Source organism: Streptomyces sp. DS1-CR2, from assembly GCF_055760475.1.
The window spans coordinates 6371229-6390274 of record NZ_CM147085.1 but is presented as its reverse complement, the minus strand read 5'-3'; the positions used below and the strand labels follow the sequence as shown (position 1 = coordinate 6390274).

Sequence of the window (19046 nt, the reverse complement as noted above, 5' to 3'; positions counted from 1 at the left end):
ACACAGTCGCCTGTGCACACATCCCTGTGCACTACGGTGACCAGGCGTCATGACCCGGGGGTTAACCCCACCTGGGTGAGGGCGAGTTCGGCGTCGGACCCCCGTACCGACGCCGCCCTCCCCCTCACCAGGCGGAGCTCACCAGCCCCTCACCCGGCAGAGGCCATCCCCTTACCGAGGGAAGCTCAGAGTCCTCACCCGGGGGCTAGAAGTCCCCCAGCCCGAGGTCCTCGGTCTCCTCGCCCTCTTCCTCCAGCGCCTGGCGGACCACCCTGAGCGCCACGCCCTCCGGGTATCCCTTGCGGGCGAGCATGCCCGCGAGGCGGCGCAGGCGCTTGTCGCGGTCGAGGCCGCGTGTGGAGCGGAGCTTGCGGGCCACGAGCTCGCGGGCGGTCTCCTCCTCCTGCTCGGAGTCGAGCTGCCCGACGGCCTCGTCGATCACCGCGGAGTCCACCCCCTTGGTACGCAGCTCCCGGGCGAGCGCCCGCCGGGCCAGCCCCCGGCCGTGGTGCCGCGACTCCACCCAGGCGTCCGCGAAGGCGCCGTCGTTGATCAGGCCGACCTCCTCGAAGCGGGACAGCACTTCCTCCGCCACCTCATCGGGGATGTCCCGCTTCGCCAGAGCGTCGGCGAGTTGCTTGCGCGTACGCGGTTGTCCGGTGAGCAGGCGCAGGCAGATGCCGCGCGCCCGCTCCGCCGGGTCGGCAGGCGGCTCCCCCTTTTCGGCCCTCGACGAGGATGGGGAGCCGCTGCCCTGTCGCCCTCCGGCCGCTTCGCCGAAGCTGCCGCGCCGACGGCCACGGCTGCGCCCGCTGTCACGAGTACCGCCACGGGTACCGCCACCGCCCCGTGGACTGTCGTCGTCACTCGGTCCGTCGCCGTCACGCGGCGCCCCGTGCCCGTCCAGATCGCCCGGGCCCCCGTCACCCAGGTCCGTCGGGGAGGCGGAGTAGGCGTGATCGGCCCAGTCGGTTCGTCGCGTCACGGACTAGCTCTTGGCCGCCGCGGCCTTGGACTTGGTGGCCTTGGCCGCGGGCGCGGGCACCGTCTTGGCCGCGTCCTCGGCGGGGGTGGCACCCGCCGCGTCGGCACCGGGCTCGGCCGTGGGCGCCTCCGGCTTCACACCGACTCCCAGCTTCTCCTTGATCTTCTTCTCGATCTCGTTGGCCAGGTCGGGGTTGTCCTTCAGGAAGTTGCGCGCGTTCTCCTTGCCCTGGCCGAGCTGGTCGCCCTCGTACGTGTACCAGGCGCCGGCCTTGCGCACGAAGCCGTTCTCCACACCCATGTCGATCAGGCCGCCCTCGCGGCTGATGCCCTGGCCATAGAGGATGTCGAACTCGGCCTGCTTGAAGGGCGGCGCGACCTTGTTCTTGACGACCTTGACGCGCGTGCGGTTGCCGACCGCGTCGGTGCCGTCCTTCAGCGTCTCGATACGGCGGATGTCGAGTCGCACCGAGGCGTAGAACTTGAGCGCACGGCCACCGGTCGTCGTTTCCGGGGAGCCGAACATCACGCCGATCTTCTCGCGCAGCTGGTTGATGAAGATCGCGGTGGTCTTCGACTGGTTGAGCGCGCTGGTGATCTTCCGGAGCGCCTGGCTCATCAGGCGGGCCTGCAGGCCCACGTGCGAGTCGCCCATCTCGCCCTCGATCTCCGCGCGCGGCACCAGGGCGGCGACGGAGTCGATGACGATCAGGTCGAGCGCGCCGGAGCGGACCAGCATGTCGACGATCTCGAGCGCCTGCTCGCCATTGTCCGGCTGGGACAGGATGAGGTTGTCGATGTCGACGCCGAGCTTCTTCGCGTACTCCGGGTCGAGCGCGTGCTCGGCGTCCACGAACGCCACGGCGCCGCCGGCCCGCTGCGCGTTGGCCACGGCGTGCAGCGTCAGGGTCGTCTTACCGGAGGACTCCGGCCCGTACACCTCCACCACACGGCCGCGCGGCAGACCGCCGACGCCGAGGGCCACGTCGAGCGCGGTCGACCCGGTGGGGATGACCTCGATGGGCTCATTCGGCCGCTCGCCCATGCGCATCACTGCGCCCTTGCCGAATTGCCGTTCAATCTGTGCGAGCGCGGCGTCGAGCGCCTTCTCGCGGTCAGTACCTGCCATGGGTTCCACCCGATTTGCTTGAGTCGATCGCTTCACGTCAATGACGCTAGCGCCTGCCACTGACAATCGGCCTCGGCGCCCGTCCGCCTGTGGATAACTCGAGGCTCACAGCCCTGCCGCTCTCACCGAAATCCCCGGAAACACTGGGGAGAGAGCCGCCAGACACTCCATAAGAATGGATGTTCGATTTTGATGTCAAGCGCACCACGCGCACCACGCGCCCTGCGATGCGCAAGCTCGTAGACTCTGGCGCTCCCCGAGACAGCTTTGGGGCTCCCGAGGCCTGGAGGGTCCGCAGATGCCCTTGCCCCTGCGCTGCAGAACCGCGGTGCTGTCCGCTGTACTCATCCTCTCTCTGGCCGGGTGCGGGCCGGATGCGAGCGACTCCGGGAAGGCCTCGCGCACGCGTGCTTCGCCCACGCCTGCCTCGCCCTCCGCCGGTCTTCCGGAGGGGGACAGCTGGCGCAGCGCGTACGTCAGCGAGTCCGACGACGCCGAGATCAGGGATGTCGCCGCCGCCTCCGCCACTGAGGGCTGGGCGATCGGCCGCGACAGGATCCATGTCAGCACCGCAATCGAGAAGGCCCCCGGGTACTCGACGTTCTTCCTCCACTACGACGGAAAGAAGTGGCGGGACTACGACGCCGCCGCCGAGCTGCCGAAGCTCGCCACCCTCGGGCTGACCGTCCTGGAGGCATCCGGGCCGGACAACGTCTGGCTGTTCAGCACCGACCTTCCGCTGGGCACCCTGGGAACCGACCCGGCCATCGCGCGCTGGGACGGCAAGCGCTGGCGGGAGGTGCCGCTCCCTCCGCCGATGACGGACAAGGTGAAGAACGCGGCGGTCTTCGCCCCCGACGACGTCTGGCTGCTTGCCGGAGAGCAGAGGAGGCCGCCCCCGGGCCATCGGCTGGCCGGCGGGCAGGCGGCGTGGCACTGGGACGGCAGCCGGTGGACCTCCGTCCCGCTGCCCGCCCAGGCCGAAGCCATCGACGGACGGTCGGGCGACGACATCTGGGCAGTGGGCAACGCACCGGACGACGTGGAGCTGACGAAGCTCGCCGCCATGCAATACGACGGGCACAGCTGGCGGCTGACCGAGACCCCGCGGTACCGCTTCACAGACCCGAGCCTTTATGAGCCCCAGGCCGGCCCGGATGAAGTTCTCGTGTCCGAGACAGGTGGACTGTGGGCGACCGGACAGCACACCTTCGACCGGGGGGACGAAGGCAACGAACCCGACGACGAGGCCATCCTTCTGCGCTGGGACGGCAGCCGCTGGGTGAAGGAAGCGGCCCCCGACGTGTCCCTCTGCTGCGTCCCCGTGGCCTCGGACGGCGCGGGAGGACTGGTCTTCGGGGTGGCGCAGCGGACGGCTGAGGGCAAGGTGATCGGCATTGGGCGGCCGCCCTACCTGCCGGGCAAGACAGGCAAGGTCACAGAGGCCGACCGCCGGCAGAGACTGCTGCTTCACGAAATCGAGCGGGTACCGGGCACCCAACAGGTCTGGGGCGTTGGGTACATCGGGTCGGGCGGGGCCGACGAGGAGAACTTCTACCGCGGCGTGGTGGTGACCTACGGCTCCTCCTGAGAGTCCGGTCTCGACCGGCAGCCCAGCCTGAAGCCAGGCCATCACCGGCACTCCACGGGCCACTCCCCCGCCGGGGATACTCCCCCCGGCGTACAGGCGGTGTCTTCGGCCAGGGGACGACGGCACGTCCCTCGTTCGCGAGGCTTGCGCCATGGAGAACGCGCAGAACCACCGCCCGGGGATCCCGCAGGACCAGCTCCTGGATCGCCCGCGAGACCGCCGCCCGGTCCGGGGCCCCGCCGTCGTCGTCACGCTCGCCGCCCTGGCACTGCTCGCTCTGTCGATCGTCGGCCAGATCGTGGCCGGCGCGGACTACCCCGCCGTGCCGCCCGGCCTCGTCATCCCGGTGGTGGCCGCCGCGCTGCTGGCCTGGCGGCCGAACCGCTGGACCGCCGGGCTCGCCCTGGCCGTCGGCCTGTTCATCGGCGTCGGCGCAGTCGTCACCCCCAACACCGGCGACCACCTCTCCTCCGGCGACCCGCTGCTGATCGTCTCCACTCTGGCCGAGCTCCTCGCCCTCGCCGGCATGATCCTTACTGGCGCCGTGTCCGTACTGCGGTTCGGCCGTCCCAAGGAGGTGCGCGTCTGATGTCCTCGCCCACTACAGCCACTCCCCTGCCGGGCCCGGCAGGCCCCGCCCTGACCAGTGCGGGACGGGACCTGTGGCGCGCCGCCCGCCCCTCCGAGCGCCTCTGCTACGCCACCGGCGCCGTACTCACCCTCTCCGGCCTCGCCCACCTGCTCGTCTTCGTGGTCGACGGAGGTCCCTGGGACGGCCCTGTCTCGTGGCGCAAGCCGGTCACGTTCGGCGTCTCCTTCGGCCTGACGCTGATCGCGCTCACCTGGGTGACGTCGTATCTGCGGATCGGCGCCCGCGCCAGGAACGTACTGCTCGTCGTGTTCGCCGCCGACTGCGTCCTGGAGGTCGGCGGGATCACCCTCCAGGCATGGCGGCGGGTGCCGTCGCATCTCAACATGGAGTCCGGCTTCAACACCGCCGTGTCCATGTCCCTCGCGGTGGGCGGCGGGATCCTGGTCGTACTGCTCTCCGTGTTCGCGGTCGCCTCGTTCCGGCGCCGGCCGTCGGGGCCCACAGGGATGCCGCTCGCGCTGCGGTCCGGGTTCGCGATTCTGCTCGTCGCGCTGGCGTCCGGCGCCGCGATGATCGCGCGCGGGGTGATCCTCACGAAGACCGGCCACCAGGAGGCGGCCTACCACTCGACCGCGCCCCTCAAGCCGCTGCACGGCGTCAGCCTGCACGCCGTGCTCGTCCTGCCCGCGCTGGCCTGGCTGATGTCCCGTACGGCATGGAGCGAGAGGGCCAGGAACGGCGTGATGCGCGGTGCGGTCGCCTGCTACGCGGCAGCCGTCGCCGCCGCCGGGATCTGGGCGGCGACCACCTACTGAGACCTAGGAGGCCACCTAGGGCGCCTACTCAGAGCCGTCGCGGGTATGGTCCGCGTCCCCTTCCGGTTCCGGCCCGGGCACTGCTTCGCCCCTTGGATCGTCCGGGTTATGCAGGGCGGCCCGTATGCGCGCGAGGGGGGACGAACCCGATCTCGTCCGATGGCCGTGCACCCGCGGGTCGTCCGTGACGGCGTAGCGCTTCACGTACGCCCCGAGGAAGGCCTGCAGCGTCGCCACCGCAGGGATGGCGATCAGCGCGCCGACCGCGCCGAGGAGCGCCGTGCCCGCGATGACGGATCCGAAGGCGACCGCCGGGTGAATGTCCACGGTCTTCGCAGTCAGCTTGGGCTGGAGCACATAGTTCTCGAACTGCTGGTAGACGACTACGAAGATCAGCACCCACAGCGCGTACCAGGGGTCGACCGTGAACGCGATCAGCATCGGCAGGGCGCCCGCCAGATATGTGCCGATGGTCGGGATGAACTGGGACACGAGGCCGACCCAGACGGCGAGCACGGGCGCGTAGGGCACGCCCAGGGCCTGGAGCAGGATGTAGTGCGCGATCCCGGAGATCAGTGCCATCAGGCCGCGCGAGTAGAGATAGCCGCCGGTCTTGTCGACCGCGATCTCCCAGGCGCGCAGCACCTCGGCCTGCCTGGCGGGCGGCAGCACCGAGCACAGCGCGCGCCGGAGCCGGGGGCCGTCGGCGGCGAAGTAGAACGAGAACAGCAGAATCGTCAGCAGCTGGAACAGGCCTCCGAGGACCTGCCCCGACACATCGAGGACGCCGCTCGCGCTGTTCTGCACGTACTTCTGGAGCCAGTCTGAGTGCAGCAGGCTGTCCTGGATCGCGACCCTGCTCAGTTCCGTGTGGAACGTCTGGTTGATCCAGTTGATCACTGAGTCGAGGTAGGCGGGAAAGTCCTCGACCATGCTGACGATCTGGCCCGCGAGCATCGAGCCGAGTAGGACCACGAAACCCGCGCCGGCGATAGTGACGCCCAGGAAGACGATCCCGGTGGCCAGCCCCCGGCGCATGCCGCGCCCGGCCATCCAGCTGACCGCCGGCTCCACGGCGAGGGCTAGGAAGAACGCGATCAGTACGTTGATCAACAGCCCGGTGAGCTGGTGGAACGCCCAACTGCCCAGCTGGAAGCAGGCGATGAGGGCCAGGGCGAGCACCATGGCCCGCGGCAGCCAGCCCGGCATCCGCCCACGCACGCTCGCGGCCCCACCAGGGGGCGTCGGGCCGGGCGGGGAGGCGTCGGTTGTCGCCTGCAAGGTCTCGTCTATGGGTGCCACGGAGCCAGTCTCGCCCACGCCACTGACAGCCGGGCACCGCCCCTGCTCGTTCGAGCAGGTCAGCGGTTCTCCGACGGAACATTCATCGTGGCGCACACCGCACGCCACACGTCCTTCGCCTCCCAGCCGGCATCGAGCGCCTGGTGCACCGTGCGCCCACCGAGTTCCGTCATCACATGATCACGCGCGAATGTTTCGGCGTAGCCAGGACCGAAGTGATCCGCCATCCGCTGCCAAAAGACCGTCAACCGCATGACACCAGTATCCCGCCCCCTGAGAGTGCAGCCCGGCACAGAAGGCTCACCGAGAACGCTTTCCGTCCTACCGTCGGTGCATGGCCGAAAACGGAGCATCCCCACTCCCTCAGACCACCTCGGTGCCCTCCCCGCTCTCCCGTGCCGAGCACTTCATCTGGCTGACCGCGCGCGTGCTGGAACAGCGCCGCTTCGCCTACCACTTCCTCGGCGCGGGCCGGGCCGGCGCAGACGCCGTCGAGACCGCCCTCGCCGCCTACCGCAACGAGGACGAGGGCTACGGCCACGCCCTCGAACCCGATCTCCGCGGCCCGGTGAGCCAGCCGCTGCCCACCGGGCACGCACTGCGCGTCCTCGACTCGATCGGCCGGTGCAGCGGCCAGCGCGTGGAGCGCGTGTGCCGCTATCTGACGTCCGTCTCGACCGCCGAGGGCGCTCTCCCGGCGATCCATCCCAGCCAGCGCGGCTACCCGTGCGCGCCCTTCGTGCCGGTGGTGGACGACCCGCCGAGCGAGCTGCTCGCCACGGGCCCCGTGGTCGGCCTGCTGCACCGCAACCAGGTGTGGCACGCGTGGCTGTTCCGGGCGACCGACTTCTGCTGGGCCGCGGTCGAGTCCCTGAAGAAGTCCCATCCCTACGAGATCGAGGCGGCCGTCGCCTTCCTGGACGGCGCGCCCGACCGCCCGCGCGCGGAGGCGGCCGCCGACCGGCTCGGCCGTCTCGTGCGTGAGCAGCAGCTCGCGCTGCTCGATCCCGAGCGGGCGGAGGCGCATCCCGTAGCGCCCGGGTACGCGCCGGGTGAGCACCACCTTCCGCACGACTACGCGAGGACTCCGGAGTCGCTGGCGCGCGCGTGGTTCACGGACGATGAGATGGCGCGCTCGCTGGACTTCCTCGCGGGCGAGCAGCAGGACGACGGCGGGTGGCCGATCCGCTGGCGCCAGTGGGCTCCGGTGGTCGCGCTGGAGGCGCGCCCGATGGTGACGGTCGAGGCGCTGCGCACGCTGCGGGCGTACGGGCGGCCCGTCGCCTGACGCCCTCGTGGGCGGCGTCTCAGGAGACGTCGGACGCGTCCCTGAGCAGCAGCGCGGCGATGGCGAGCGCCGTCCCGCGCGGAGCCGAGAGATCGATACCCGTCTGCTCACCGATGCGGGCGAGCCGGTTGTCGACCGTGTTGGGATGCAGGCCGAGCACGGTCGCTGTCGCCCTGCGGTCCTGTTGGTGGGCGAGATGGGTCCGCAGGGTCTCCAGGAGTTCCGGCCGGTCGGCCACCGGGTCCAGAAGGGCCGCTATCCGGTGGCTCGTCTCGCTGGGACGGGACAGGTGGTACTCCAGGAGCACGTCGTCCAGGCGGTGCAGCCCGGGCGGGATGCCGCACGCGCGCGTGATGCGCAGGATCTCGGTGGCGGTGCGGGCCGCCTCGGTCACCTCCTCGGGTCCGGCTGCCTGCACGGCGGCCACCCGGACCTCGAACCCGCCGGCCTTGGCGAGACGGCCGGCCAGATCGTCCGGAGCCGGGCAGTCCCCGGGCACGATGACCCGCCCGCCGGCGGCCTCCAGGAGCGCGAGCACTTCCACTCCGAAGGTGTGGTCCAGAGCGGTCTGCACCCGACGCAGCCTGCGCCGCACGGCGACCGGCCCCTCGGCGGGATCCGCGTCGAGGCCGAGGGCCAGCACGAGCGCGGGCCCTTCGAGGCGGAGCTGGTCCAGGAGGACGTGCCCGGGCGGGACCATTCCGTCGAGCAGCCCGCGCACCAGGGAGCGGACCTGGGCCCGCTGCTCGGCCTCCAGGGCGGACCGCTCGTCGAGATACGTCTCGGCCACGGCCCCCACGATCCCCGGTTGCGCTTGCAGCAGTACGTCCACGAGCTCGACCAGCGCGCCTTCGTCACCGGGGCCCGCAGCGTCGCGCAAGGCCTGCCACAGGACGTAGAGGCCGTGCGCGTGGGTGCGCAGGAGGAGGTGCAGCGGCATGCCCTCCTCGGCCCGCTGGGCGGCGCGCTCGCGGAACAGCCGGTGGCTGCCGGGCTGTGCCAGGTCCGGGTCGCTGACCTTGCGCAGGAAGAGCCGTACGCCGTGCCGGGCGGTGGCGGCGACTTCCAAGTCCTTCACGTCGTCGGGGAGTTCGACGTATCCGGGCAGTTCCTCGAACGACTCGCGAGCCATTCGGCGGGCGAGTTCGTTGACTCCGGGTTCGCAGCGCGCGGCCAGGGATCGGGCTTCGGGTGACAGAGCCACTGTTCCTCCATTCCCCCATGGACATGGACGGGCACTGCGTTTGTGACGCGTCACATTACCCACGGGTGGGACGTGTGACGTGAGGCGGTGTTCGATCTCACACCGGGGGCCGAAACTCGTGGCCGGTGGCGAACGACCGCACTGCACACGAGGAGCCGAGGACATGACCGAACACAAAGAGCGGGACCACACGGAGGGCGCCGGGTCCGTCTCGTACGCCGACTACATCGACCGGGTCTGGCAGGGCACCGAGACGCTGCTGCCTCATCTGACGGGCGCGTACTCCGGGAGTGAACTGGTGCGCCTGCGTGACCGTGTGGGCTTCTTCCCCGCGTTCGCCAACGTGGCCGCCTTCGACACGGGCGACGGCGTGGTCCTCGTCGACTCGGGCGACTTCCGTACGGCGGGCCAACTGCACGAGGCAGTCGCCGGGTTCGACGCGGGACCGGTGCGCTCCGTGGTGTACACGCACGGTCACGTGGACCACGTCTTCGGAGTGGCCCCCTTCGACCAGGAGGCCGACGAGAGCGGCGGACCGCGCCCCGAGGTGATCGCTCACGAAGCCGTCCCCGCGCGGTTCGACCGCTACATAGGGACGGCGGGTTACAACTCCTGGATCAATCGCCGGCAGTTCGGAGTGCCCTCCCTGGGGTGGCCCACCACATACCGGTATCCGGACGTCGTCTACAGGGACCGTCTCGCCGTGCGGCGCGGAGAGCTGACGTTCGAGCTCGTGCACGCGCGCGGGGAGACCGACGACCACACCTACGTATGGATCCCCGAACTCAAGACGCTGTGCACGGGCGACCTGTTCATCTGGAACGCGCCGAACGCCGGCAACCCCCAGAAGGTGCAGCGCTATCCGGAGGACTGGGCGCGCGCCCTGCGTGCCATGCAGGAACTCGGCGCCGAACTCCTCCTCCCTGGGCACGGCGTTCCCGTGGTCGGCTCCGACCGCGTGCACCAGGCTCTCGACGACACCGCGCGCCTCCTGGAGTCGCTGTGCGAGCAGACCAGGGCGCTCATGAACGCGGGCCATCGCCTCGACGCGGTCATCCACGGGGTGAAGGCCCCCGAGGATCTGCTGGCGAAGCCGTACCTCCACCCGGCCTACGACGAACCGGAGTTCGTCGTACGCAACCTGTGGCGCCTGTGGGGCGGCTGGTACGACCAGAACCCCGCGCACCTCAAGCCCGCCCCGGAGGCGGACGTCGCGGCCGAGTTCGCGCGAGCAGCGGGCGGGGCGTCCGCGCTGGCACTGCGCGCCTCCAAGCTGCTCGCCGCCGGGAAGCTGCGTCTCGCCTCGCATCTGGCGGAGACGGCGGCCCTCGCGGCGCCCGCCGACCAGGAGGTGGCACGCGTGCGTGCCGACGTGTTCGCACGGCGTGCCCTCCAGGAGACGTCGACCATGGCCCGCGGTGTCTTCCACTGGGCCGCGGCAGAGTCGGCCGCCGTGGCCGCCGGCACGGACCTGCAGACGGAGTTGACGCGCTCCCCGGAGGGACGCAGGCGGGCCGAAGGGGCGATCAGCGTCGGTGTGGTCGACGACGAAGACGGCTGCTGCTGATGAGCCGGGCATGGCGCACCACGTGGCTGCTGCTCGCCTTCATGCTCGTGAACTTCGCGGACAAGGCCGTGCTCGGGCTCGCGGGCCCGGAGATCCGGGCGGACTTCGGCATCACGCGGCAGGAGTTCGGCACGGCGCAGTCGGCGTTCTTCGCGCTGTTCTCGGTGGCCGCGCTCGGGGTCTCAGCCCTGACACGGCGCGTGCGGACGACGACCCTCCTCCTGGTGCTTGCGCTGTTGTGGTCGGTCGCGCAACTGCCCATGCTGTGGGGAGCCGCGGGGTTCGGCACGCTGCTGGCCACGCGCGTGCTCCTCGGCGCGGCGGAGGGGCCGGCCGCACCGGTGGCCATGCACCACGTCCACGGCTGGTTCCCACAGCGGGAGCGGACTCTGCCGACCGCTGTCCTGCTGGTCGGCGCGGCGGCCGGAGTGGCCGTCGCCTCGCCCGTGCTCACATGGGTGATCACGCACTGGGGCTGGCGCTGGTCGTTCGGTGCCGTCGGTCTGGCGGGTCTTCTCTGGGCCGTCTGCTGGCGGCTGTGGGGCGCGGACGGGCCGCTGGCATCGACGGTCGCCAGGAAGCATCCCGAGGCCGCCGAGCAGGCACCAGTCGCCAGGAAGCCGCCCGAGGCCGCCGAGCAGGAGGCACCGGTCGCCAGGAAGCCGCCCGAGGTGGCCGAGCAGACCTCCACGACGGACACAGTGCCGTTGCGCGCCATCCTGCTGTCCGGCACGTTCCTCACCGCCGCGTTCGCCTCGTTCGCCGCCTACTGGTCGATGAGCACCATGCTCACGTGGGCACCGGACTACCTGGAGAGCGTCGTCGGCTGGGACCTGCACCAGGCGGGCACCATGGTCGGCCTGGGGGCCCTCGCCAACGGGGCGGTCCTCCTCGGGCACGGCCTGATCGCCCAGCGCTCCGCCCGCAAGGACACACCCCGGCGTCTGCCCCCCGGGGCCGGCGCGGGTCTCCTCGTCACCGTCGCGGGCTGCGCCACCGCCGTGTACGGCACGACGGGCACTCTGGCGGTCAAGGTGCCCTTGATGCTCGGCCCCATGGCGCTCGCCATGGTGATGCTGACGGTGGCGTCCACGGCCTGCGCCCGGATCGCTCCGCCGGCCCAACGCGGCGTCGTTCTGGGTACCTTGACCTTCGTCTACGCGCTGGGCGGCATCCTGTCGCCCCTCGTGCTCGGCGGCATGGTGGACCGCGCGAGGACGGTGTCAGCAGGTTACGAGGAGGGCTGGCTTCTCACCGCCGGGCTGCTGGTGACGGCGGGGGTGCTGGCCGCGCTCTTCTGCCGCCCGGAGACAACGGCTCGGCGACTCGGCCTACCGGAGCCCGCGACGGGGTCGACGCCGCGGGTGCCGGTGGCTCACTGAGTGCGGCCGGCCGCCGGGCAAAAGGGGGGGCACGCGCGCGTGGGGCTCATCCCGTGACAGCGCGCAGCCCTGCCGTGACCACGACGGCCGCCGCGACGACGGCCAGGAACGGCGCGCGCAGCATCAGCGCGATCGCCGCCGCGGCCAGCCCGGCCGCCTTCGCGTCGAGGATGGGCGTGGTGCCTTCGGCGAAGGTCTGCTGGGCCGTGAGCGCGGCCAGCAGGGCCACGGGCAGCAGCGCCGCCAGCCGCCGGACCAGTGGACGTTCCAGGACACCGGCGGGCACGAGGAGGCCGATGAGTTTGACGGCGTAACAGCCGACTGCGGTCACCGCGACCGCGATCCAGATGTTCATCGGCCGTCTCCTTGTCGGCCGTCGGCCTTCTTCGAGTTCTCTGGTGGGTTGTCTCCGGTCTCTCTCCGTGCCGCCCGGCGCCCCTCTACGTAGAGCACGGTCGGCGCGACGAGCGCGGCCACCAGGACCGGGACACCGGCCGGCAGGACGGGCAGCAGCCCGAGGCCGAGGATGACGGCGATACCGGCCACGGCCCGTTCCGTGGGGGTCCGCAGCATCGGCGCGAGCAGCGCCAGGAAGACAGCGGGTCCGGCCGCGTCGAGCCCCCAGGCGTCGGTGTCCCCGATGGCCTCCGCGCCGAGCGCCCCGAGCAGGGTCGTGAGGTTCCACAGCACGTACAGGGAGAGTCCCGTGACGGTGAAGCCGATGCGGGCGCTGCGGCGCGTGGGCTGGGCGAGCGAGACGGCTGCGGTCTCGTCGATGACCCAGTGTGCGGCGAAGGGGCGCACCACACGCGGGAGTGCGAGCAGCTGGGACAGGCGCAGCCCGTAGAACGAGTTGCGCACGCCGAGGAAGAAGGCGCCCGCCGCGGCGGTGAGCGGGTTGCCGCCGGCCGCGATGGCGCCGACGAGGGCGAACTGCGAGGCCCCGGTGAAGACAAGCAGGCTGAGCGCGCAGGTCTGGAGCACGCTGAGGCCGCTGCCGGCCGAGGTCACGCCGAAGGCGAACCCGGAGAGTCCGACGGCGACGCCGACGCCGAGTGCGTCCCGGACGACGGCGGAATCGGCCTTCTCAGGCCTTCCGTCGCCGGGCGGCCCTGCTTGCCCGTCCCGTGCTGATCCGGCGCGTATCGCCGCGGATGTTGTCTGTTCTGCCACGCCTCCGACGGTACGAGGGAGCGTCCTGCCGGGTCTTGTACGTTCTTGCGCTCCCGCTGATAGGCGCCGGGCGGTACGCCGACGATCCGCGTGAAGTGCCGGTTCAGGTGCGGCTGGTCCGTGAAGCCGACCGTCACGGCCGCGTCGGCCGGTGCCGTGCCGCCGTCCAGGAGGCGGCGGGCGGCCCGCACGCGCGCGTCGGTGAGCCAGGTGTGCGGCGGCATGCCGAACGCGTCCCTGAAGGCGCGCAGCAGAGCGAACGGGCTGGTGCCGAGTTCGGTGGCGAGGATCTCCAGGGATGGCGGCTCGGCCATCCGCTCGACGAGCACGGCACGCGCGCGTGCCGCGATCGAGGCGCCGGCGGACCGCGTGGGGCGCGCGGTCATGGGCTGCCCGTGATCCCGCAGCAGCCGGGCGACCACGATGCGCAGCAGGCTGTCGGCGGCGAGCGCGTTGCCCTCCTCGGCGGCGCGGTGCACCTCAGTGATGAGGTGAGCCGCCTGCGGGTCGCTCACGATCGGCTCGGCGAACGCCGCGGTCCCCCGGACCGTCATGGTCTCGCCCGCGATCTCGGCTATGACATGGGCCGACGGGTAGAGCGTGTGGTAGGCCCACCCTTCGGGTTCCCCCGCCCGCGCAGTGTGCGCCACCTCGGGGTTGATCATGACGACGGTGCCGGGGCCCGCGTGCACCGTCCCCGTCGGCAGGCCCACGTCCTCGACCCCGCTGGTGACCGCACCGAAGACGTACCCGTCGTGGCTGTGGCGGGGGAAGGTGTGGCGGACGTAACGCGCCCGCAGCAGGTCGAGGCCCGGCAGCTGTTCGTAGCGCCAGTGCCTGGCCCATTCCTTCGTTCCCGACCCCGCCATGTGTTTCATTCTGCGTCACGAGCGGGCGGCGCCGCCCCGCCGCTGGGATCAGGACGCGGAGCGTTTGCGCAGGTCCGGGCCATTGTCAGTGGGGAGGTGCACGATGGGTGCATGGTCAGGTCCGCACGCAGCCCGCTCGACGGTTTCTCCCCCGCGACCCGCAGTTGGTTCACGGGGGCGTTCTCCGCGCCCACGTCCGCGCAGGCCGGGGCGTGGCAGGCCATCGGCGAAGGCTCGGACGTGCTGGTCGTCGCGCCGACGGGTTCCGGCAAAACCCTGGCCGCCTTCCTGGCCGCCCTGGACCAGCTGGCGTCGACGCCGCCGCCGGCCGACCCGAAGAAGCGCTGTCGCGTCCTGTACGTCTCGCCGCTCAAAGCCCTCGCGGTCGACGTGGAGCGCAATCTGCGCAGCCCGCTCACCGGTATCCGGCAGGAGTCGGTGCGCCTCGGGCTGCCCGAGCCCGAGGTCAAGGTCGGCATCCGCTCCGGGGACACTCCCCCGGCCGAGCGCCGCGCCCTGTCGACCCGGCCCCCGGACATTTTGATCACAACGCCGGAGTCGCTGTTCCTGATGCTCACGTCCGCTGCGCGTGACGCGCTCACGGGCATCGAGACGGTGATTCTCGACGAGGTGCACGCCGTCGCGGGCACCAAGCGCGGCGCCCATCTCGCGCTGTCCCTGGAGCGCCTCGACGAGCTGCTGCCCCGGCCCGCCCGCCGGATCGGTCTGTCGGCGACGGTCCGCCCGGTCGACGAGGTGGCGCGCTATCTGTCGCCCCAGCGCAAGGTGGAGATCGTCCAGCCGCGCTCGGGCAAGGAGTTCGACCTCTCGGTGGTCGTCCCCGTGGAGGACCTGGGCGAGCTCGGCGGCTCACCTGTCGCCGACTCCGACCAGGGCGCGGAGCGTCCGTCGATCTGGCCGCATGTCGAGGAGCGCATCGCCGACCTGGTCCAGTCGCACCGCTCGACGATCGTCTTCGCCAACTCCCGCCGCCTGGCCGAGCGCTTGTGCAACCGGCTGAACGAGATCGCGTACGAGCGGGCGACGGGCGAGGCCCTCCCCGAGGACCACTCACCGGCCGAGCTGATGGGCGGCTCGGGCGCGGCGAACGGAGCGCCGGCGGTCATCGCCCGCGCCCACCACGGATCGGTCTCCAAGGAGCAGCGCGCCCTCGTCGAGGAGGACCTCAAGGCGGGCCGGCTGCCCGCCGTGGTGGCCACGTCCAGCCTCGAGCTGGGTATCGACATGGGGGCGGTGGACCTCGTCGTCCAGGTGGAGTCCCCGCCCTCCGTGGCCTCCGGCCTCCAGCGCGTGGGCCGCGCGGGACACCAGGTGGGCGCGGTCTCCACGGGCGTGGTCTTCCCGAAGTACCGGGGCGACCTCGTCCAGGCGGCGGTGGTCACCGAGCGGATGCGCACGGGCTCCATCGAGTCCCTTCGTGTCCCAGCCAACCCCCTTGACGTGCTGGCGCAGCAGCTGGTCGCGATCACGGCACTCGACACGTGGCAGGTGGACGACCTGCTCGCGCTCGTCCGCCGCGCGGCCCCCTTCGCATCGCTTCCGGAGTCCGCGTTCACCGGCGTTCTCGACATGCTCGCGGGCCGCTATCCCTCCGACGCGTTCGCCGAGCTGCGTCCACGCGTGGTGTGGGACCGCATCGCCGGCACGGTCACCGGACGCCCCGGTGCCCAGCGCCTGGCCGTCACCTCCGGGGGCACGATTCCGGACCGCGGCCTCTTCGGGGTGTTCCTCGCCGGATCCGACCCCAAGAAGGGCGGCGGGCGGGTGGGTGAGCTCGACGAGGAGATGGTCTACGAGTCCCGGGTGGGCGACGTGTTCACCCTCGGTACGAGTTCCTGGCGCATCGAGGACATCACGCGCGACCGCGTGCTGGTCTCCCCCGCGCCCGGCGTCCCGGGCAGGCTCCCGTTCTGGAAGGGCGACCAGCTCGGCCGCCCGCTCGAACTGGGGCGCGCGGTGGGCGCGTTCCTGCGCGAGGTCGGCTCCCTGTCCACGGAGGACGCGCGGCTCCGGCTGCTCGCGGCGGGCCTCGACGCGTGGGCAGCCGACAATGTGCTGGCCTATCTGTCCGAGCAGCGCGAGGCCTGCGGCCACATCCCGGACGACCGGACCATCGTGGTCGAGCGCTTCCGTGACGAGCTGGGCGACTGGCGGGTCGTCGTGCATTCCCCCTTCGGCGCGCAGGTGCACGCCCCCTGGGCGCTCGCTCTCGGCGCCAGGCTCGGCGAGAAGTACGGCATGGACGCCCAGGTCATGCACGCCGACGACGGCATCGTGCTGCGCCTTCCCGACGCCGACCTCATGAGCCTCGACCTCCTGGACCAGGAGCCCTCGAAGGCCGGTTCGGAGTACGACGCCGACCAGGCGCCCCTCGGGGCCGCCGACGTCGCCTTCGACAAGGGCGACGTCAGCCAGATCGTGACCGACCAGGTCGGCGGCTCGGCCCTGTTCGCGGCCCGCTTCCGCGAGTGCGCGGCCCGCGCCCTGCTGTTGCCCCGCCGCAACCCCGGCAAGCGCACCCCTCTGTGGCAGCAGCGCCAGCGCGCCTCCCAACTCCTCCAGGTGGCCAGCGAGTTCGGCTCGTTCCCGATCGTCCTCGAAGCCGTACGGGAGTGCCTCCAGGACGTCTTCGACGTGCCCGGCCTCGCGGAGTTGATGGGGGACATCGAGTCCCGCAAGGTCCGCCTCGTCGAGGTCACCACCCCGGAGGCCTCCCCGTTCGCCCGCTCCCTCCTGTTCGGCTACGTCGCCCAGTTCCTGTACGAGGGCGACTCCCCGCTGGCCGAGCGGCGCGCCGCCGCCCTCTCGCTGGACTCGCGGCTGCTCGCCGAACTGCTCGGCCAGGCCGAGCTGCGCGAGCTCCTCGACGCGGACGTGCTCGCCGAGCTGGAACAGGAGCTCCAGTGGCGCACCGACGACCGCCGCATCAAGGACGTCGAGGGCGTCGCGGACCTGTTGCGCGTCCTCGGGCCGCTCACAGACGCCGAGTTGGCGGATCGGGGCGCCGAGCCGGGGTGGGCCCCGGAGCTGGCGTCCGCCCGCCGCGCCATCCGAGTCCGTATCGCGGGAGCCGACCACTGGGCGGCCATCGAGGACGCAGGCCGGCTGCGGGACGCGCTCGGCACCGCGCTGCCCGTCGGCGTACCCGAGGCCTTCACGGAGCCCGTCAAGGATCCCCTGGGCGACCTTCTCGCCCGGTACGCGCGCACGCACGGCCCGTTCACCTCGGCCGCGGCCGCCACCCGCTTCGGCCTCGGCGCGGCGGTCACGGACGGCGCGCTGCACCGCCTGGCGGCGAACGGACGGGTGGTGCAAGGCGAGTTCCATCCGGCCGGCATCGGCCAGGAGTGGTGTGACGCGACGGTGCTCCGGCGTCTGCGCAGGCGTTCGCTCGCGGCCCTGCGGCACGAGCTGGAGCCGGTCCCGCCCGCCGCCCTCGCCCAGTTCCTGCCCCAGTGGCAGCACTTGGGCGGGCACGGACTGCGCGGTGTCGACGGTCTGGTGCGCGCGGTCGAGCAGTTGCAGGGCGCGTCCGTACCGGCGTCCGCCCTGGAGAAGCTCGTCCTGCCGTCCCGGGTCTCGGGCTACACGCCGGCCATGCTCGACGAACTCACGGCGTCGGGCGAGGTCGTGTGGGCAGGCGCGGGCTCCCTGCCCGGCAAGGACGGCTGGGTCTCCCTGTACCTGGCCGACACGGCACCCCTGCTGCTCCCCGCGCCGCACCCCCTGGAGCTCACCGCCCTCCACCAGTCCGTCCTGGACACGCTCTCCGGTGGCTACGGCCTGTTCTTCCGCCAGATCGCCGACCAGGTCCGCGCGACGACGCACCCCGACGCCACCGATCCTCAACTGGCGGACGCGCTCTGGGATCTGGCCTGGTCCGGGCGGCTCACGAACGACACGCTGGCCCCGATGCGCTCGCTCCTCGGGTCGGGCCGCACCGCGGGATCCACGGCTCATCGCGCCCGCCGCGCGATCCCGCGCGGGCGCTACGGGGGCCTCACCGCCGCCGCGCGGACCGCCTCCCGCTCGGGCCCGCCGACCGTCGCGGGCCGCTGGTCGCTACTGCCCACGGTCGACCCCGACCCGACAGTGCGCGCCCATGCCCTGGCCCGCACGCTCCTCGACCGGCACGGCGTGGTGACCCGGGGCGCCGTCGCCGCGGAGGGCGTGGAGGGCGGCTTCTCCGCGGTGTACCGCATCCTGTCCGCCTTCGAGGAGAGCGGCCAGGCCCGGCGGGGGTACGTCGTCGAGGGCCTCGGCGCCGCACAGTTCGCGATGGACGGCGCGGTGGACCGCCTGCGCGCGGCCGCGAACGCACGCGACCGCGGGGATGCCCCGCCCGACCCCTACGCCGGTCCGCCCGGGGCTCCCATGAACTCCGCGACCGACCCGTCGGCGGCCTGGGATCCGTCGTGGTCCACCGCCACCGGAGCGCACACCATCCCGGACTTCCCCCCGGACTTTCCCCCCGGCTTCTCCCCGGACGCCGTCCCGGACTTTCCCCCGGACTTCGCGGAACACAACGCCTGGCCCGCACCCGGCCGCCCAGGCCCAGGCCCGGATCGCACCGAGCGCCGCCGAAGAGCCGCGTCCAGAGCCATCGTTCTCGCCGCCGCAGACCCGGCGAACGCTTATGGCGCTGCCCTGAACTGGCCCGACTCCCCCACCGGCGCCGGACACAAGCCGGGCCGCAAGGCGGGCTCCCTGGTCGTGCTCGTCGACGGCGAGCTGACCCTCTACATGGAGCGCGGCGGCAAGACCCTGCTGGCCTGGCCGGCGTCCGAAGGCGACGCCGGCGGCCTCTCCGAGGCCGAGGTCGCCGAGGACTCCCGGCTGCCCGCCGCCGCGGAGGCACTGGCCGATGCCGCCAGAGCGGGTTCCCTCGGCACGATCACCGTGGAGCGGATCAACGGCTCCGCCGCTCTGACCTCACCGTTCTCGCCCCTCCTGGAAACAGCCGGCTTCCACGCAACCCCGCGAGGCCTACGCCTGCGCGCCTAGACCCGACCCCGCATGGAACACGCCCACCCGAACCCCCACGACATCACCCCAATCCCTCACCGGCCCACCGCTCCCCCATGCCGACCCCGCTCCTCACGCCGGCCCACGCCGACCACACCACCGCT

At 72.0% G+C, this 19046-nt stretch carries 14 protein-coding genes and 1 pseudogene; 7 read left to right on the top strand and 8 right to left on the bottom strand.

Features of this window, described 5'->3' with window-relative positions:
* Positions 1–205: 205 nt before the first annotated feature.
* Both recX and recA read right to left on the bottom strand, forming a co-directional pair.
* Positions 206–985, bottom strand: coding sequence for a recombination regulator RecX (recX, locus tag ACY0PA_RS30360; protein ID WP_473080697.1), 780 nt, complete (start codon positions 983–985; stop codon positions 206–208).
* A gap of 3 nt (positions 986–988) precedes the next feature.
* Entirely contained in the window at positions 989–2113 is a 1125-nt protein-coding gene (gene recA / locus ACY0PA_RS30355; RefSeq protein ID WP_326773806.1) for a recombinase RecA, read from the bottom strand.
* Positions 2114–2411: 298 nt separating this feature from the next.
* Between recA and ACY0PA_RS30350 the strand changes: the two genes are divergently transcribed.
* The 3 genes from ACY0PA_RS30350 (at position 2412) to ACY0PA_RS30340 (ending at position 5111) form a co-directional block, all read left to right on the top strand.
* On the top strand, positions 2412–3704 hold the full coding sequence (locus ACY0PA_RS30350) for a hypothetical protein (RefSeq protein ID WP_473080696.1): 1293 nt from the start codon (positions 2412–2414) through the stop codon (positions 3702–3704).
* Between the two features lie 151 nt (positions 3705–3855).
* The gene (locus ACY0PA_RS30345) at positions 3856–4293 is read left to right on the top strand and encodes a hypothetical protein (RefSeq protein ID WP_473080695.1); all 438 of its coding nucleotides are present in this window, start codon (positions 3856–3858) and stop codon (positions 4291–4293) included.
* Positions 4293–5111 (top strand): hypothetical protein, encoded by an 819-nt coding sequence (locus tag ACY0PA_RS30340; protein ID WP_473080694.1) that lies wholly within the window; start codon positions 4293–4295, stop codon positions 5109–5111. The genes ACY0PA_RS30345 and ACY0PA_RS30340 overlap by 1 nt, the downstream gene beginning before the upstream one ends.
* Positions 5112–5135: 24 nt before the next feature.
* Here ACY0PA_RS30340 and ACY0PA_RS30335 read toward each other — a convergent pair whose 3' ends face one another.
* Both ACY0PA_RS30335 and ACY0PA_RS30330 read right to left on the bottom strand, forming a co-directional pair.
* Positions 5136–6413 (bottom strand): AI-2E family transporter, encoded by a 1278-nt coding sequence (locus ACY0PA_RS30335; RefSeq protein WP_473080693.1) that lies wholly within the window; start codon positions 6411–6413, stop codon positions 5136–5138.
* Between the two features lie 59 nt (positions 6414–6472).
* Positions 6473–6667, bottom strand: a complete 195-nt coding sequence (locus ACY0PA_RS30330) for a DUF3046 domain-containing protein (RefSeq protein ID WP_473080692.1) — start codon at positions 6665–6667, stop codon at positions 6473–6475.
* An 80-nt stretch (positions 6668–6747) separates the two neighbouring features.
* On the opposite strand from ACY0PA_RS30330, the gene ACY0PA_RS30325 reads away from it, so the two are divergent.
* A complete protein-coding gene (locus ACY0PA_RS30325) occupies positions 6748–7701 on the top strand; it encodes a hypothetical protein (RefSeq protein ID WP_473080691.1) in 954 nt (317 codons plus the stop codon).
* Positions 7702–7720: 19 nt separating this feature from the next.
* Here ACY0PA_RS30325 and ACY0PA_RS30320 read toward each other — a convergent pair whose 3' ends face one another.
* Positions 7721–8905, bottom strand: a complete 1185-nt coding sequence (locus tag ACY0PA_RS30320; protein WP_473080690.1) for a PucR family transcriptional regulator — start codon at positions 8903–8905, stop codon at positions 7721–7723.
* A gap of 163 nt (positions 8906–9068) precedes the next feature.
* On the opposite strand from ACY0PA_RS30320, the gene ACY0PA_RS30315 reads away from it, so the two are divergent.
* Complete coding sequence (locus tag ACY0PA_RS30315; RefSeq protein ID WP_473080689.1) at positions 9069–10472, top strand: alkyl sulfatase dimerization domain-containing protein; 1404 nt, start codon at positions 9069–9071, stop codon at positions 10470–10472.
* On the top strand, positions 10472–11854 hold the full coding sequence (locus ACY0PA_RS30310; protein ID WP_473080688.1) for an MFS transporter: 1383 nt from the start codon (positions 10472–10474) through the stop codon (positions 11852–11854). Before ACY0PA_RS30315 ends, ACY0PA_RS30310 begins: the two co-directional genes overlap by 1 nt.
* A 46-nt stretch (positions 11855–11900) precedes the next feature.
* Here the strand turns inward: ACY0PA_RS30310 and ACY0PA_RS30305 are convergent, their stop codons facing one another.
* The 3 genes and pseudogenes from ACY0PA_RS30305 to ACY0PA_RS30295 all read right to left on the bottom strand — a co-directional run.
* Entirely contained in the window at positions 11901–12209 is a 309-nt protein-coding gene (locus tag ACY0PA_RS30305; protein WP_473080687.1) for an AzlD domain-containing protein, read from the bottom strand.
* Entirely contained in the window at positions 12206–13027 is an 822-nt protein-coding gene (locus ACY0PA_RS30300) for an AzlC family ABC transporter permease (RefSeq protein ID WP_473080686.1), read from the bottom strand. The genes ACY0PA_RS30305 and ACY0PA_RS30300 overlap by 4 nt, the downstream gene beginning before the upstream one ends.
* 113 nt (positions 13028–13140) lie before the next feature.
* A pseudogene (locus ACY0PA_RS30295) lies at positions 13141–13896 on the bottom strand (AraC family transcriptional regulator); the annotation flags it as partial.
* A gap of 111 nt (positions 13897–14007) precedes the next feature.
* On the opposite strand from ACY0PA_RS30295, the gene ACY0PA_RS30290 reads away from it, so the two are divergent.
* A complete protein-coding gene (locus tag ACY0PA_RS30290; RefSeq protein ID WP_473080685.1) occupies positions 14008–18921 on the top strand; it encodes an ATP-dependent helicase in 4914 nt (1637 codons plus the stop codon).
* The last annotated feature ends 125 nt before the right edge of the window (positions 18922–19046 follow it).

Bases quoted from the DNA above. Each gene is read 5' to 3' on its own strand.
- recA (WP_326773806.1), bottom strand. From the start codon at position 2,113: ATGGCAGGTACTGACCGCGAGAAGGCGCTCGACGCCGCGCTCGCACAG.
- ACY0PA_RS30350 (WP_473080696.1), top strand. From the start codon at position 2,412: ATGCCCTTGCCCCTGCGCTGCAGAACCGCGGTGCTGTCCGCTGTACTC.
- ACY0PA_RS30345 (WP_473080695.1), top strand. From the start codon at position 3,856: ATGGAGAACGCGCAGAACCACCGCCCGGGGATCCCGCAGGACCAGCTC.
- ACY0PA_RS30340 (WP_473080694.1), top strand. From the start codon at position 4,293: ATGTCCTCGCCCACTACAGCCACTCCCCTGCCGGGCCCGGCAGGCCCC.
- ACY0PA_RS30330 (WP_473080692.1), bottom strand. From the start codon at position 6,667: ATGCGGTTGACGGTCTTTTGGCAGCGGATGGCGGATCACTTCGGTCCT.
- ACY0PA_RS30325 (WP_473080691.1), top strand. From the start codon at position 6,748: ATGGCCGAAAACGGAGCATCCCCACTCCCTCAGACCACCTCGGTGCCC.
- ACY0PA_RS30315 (WP_473080689.1), top strand. From the start codon at position 9,069: ATGACCGAACACAAAGAGCGGGACCACACGGAGGGCGCCGGGTCCGTC.
- ACY0PA_RS30310 (WP_473080688.1), top strand. From the start codon at position 10,472: ATGAGCCGGGCATGGCGCACCACGTGGCTGCTGCTCGCCTTCATGCTC.
- ACY0PA_RS30305 (WP_473080687.1), bottom strand. From the start codon at position 12,209: ATGAACATCTGGATCGCGGTCGCGGTGACCGCAGTCGGCTGTTACGCC.
- ACY0PA_RS30290 (WP_473080685.1), top strand. From the start codon at position 14,008: ATGGTCAGGTCCGCACGCAGCCCGCTCGACGGTTTCTCCCCCGCGACC.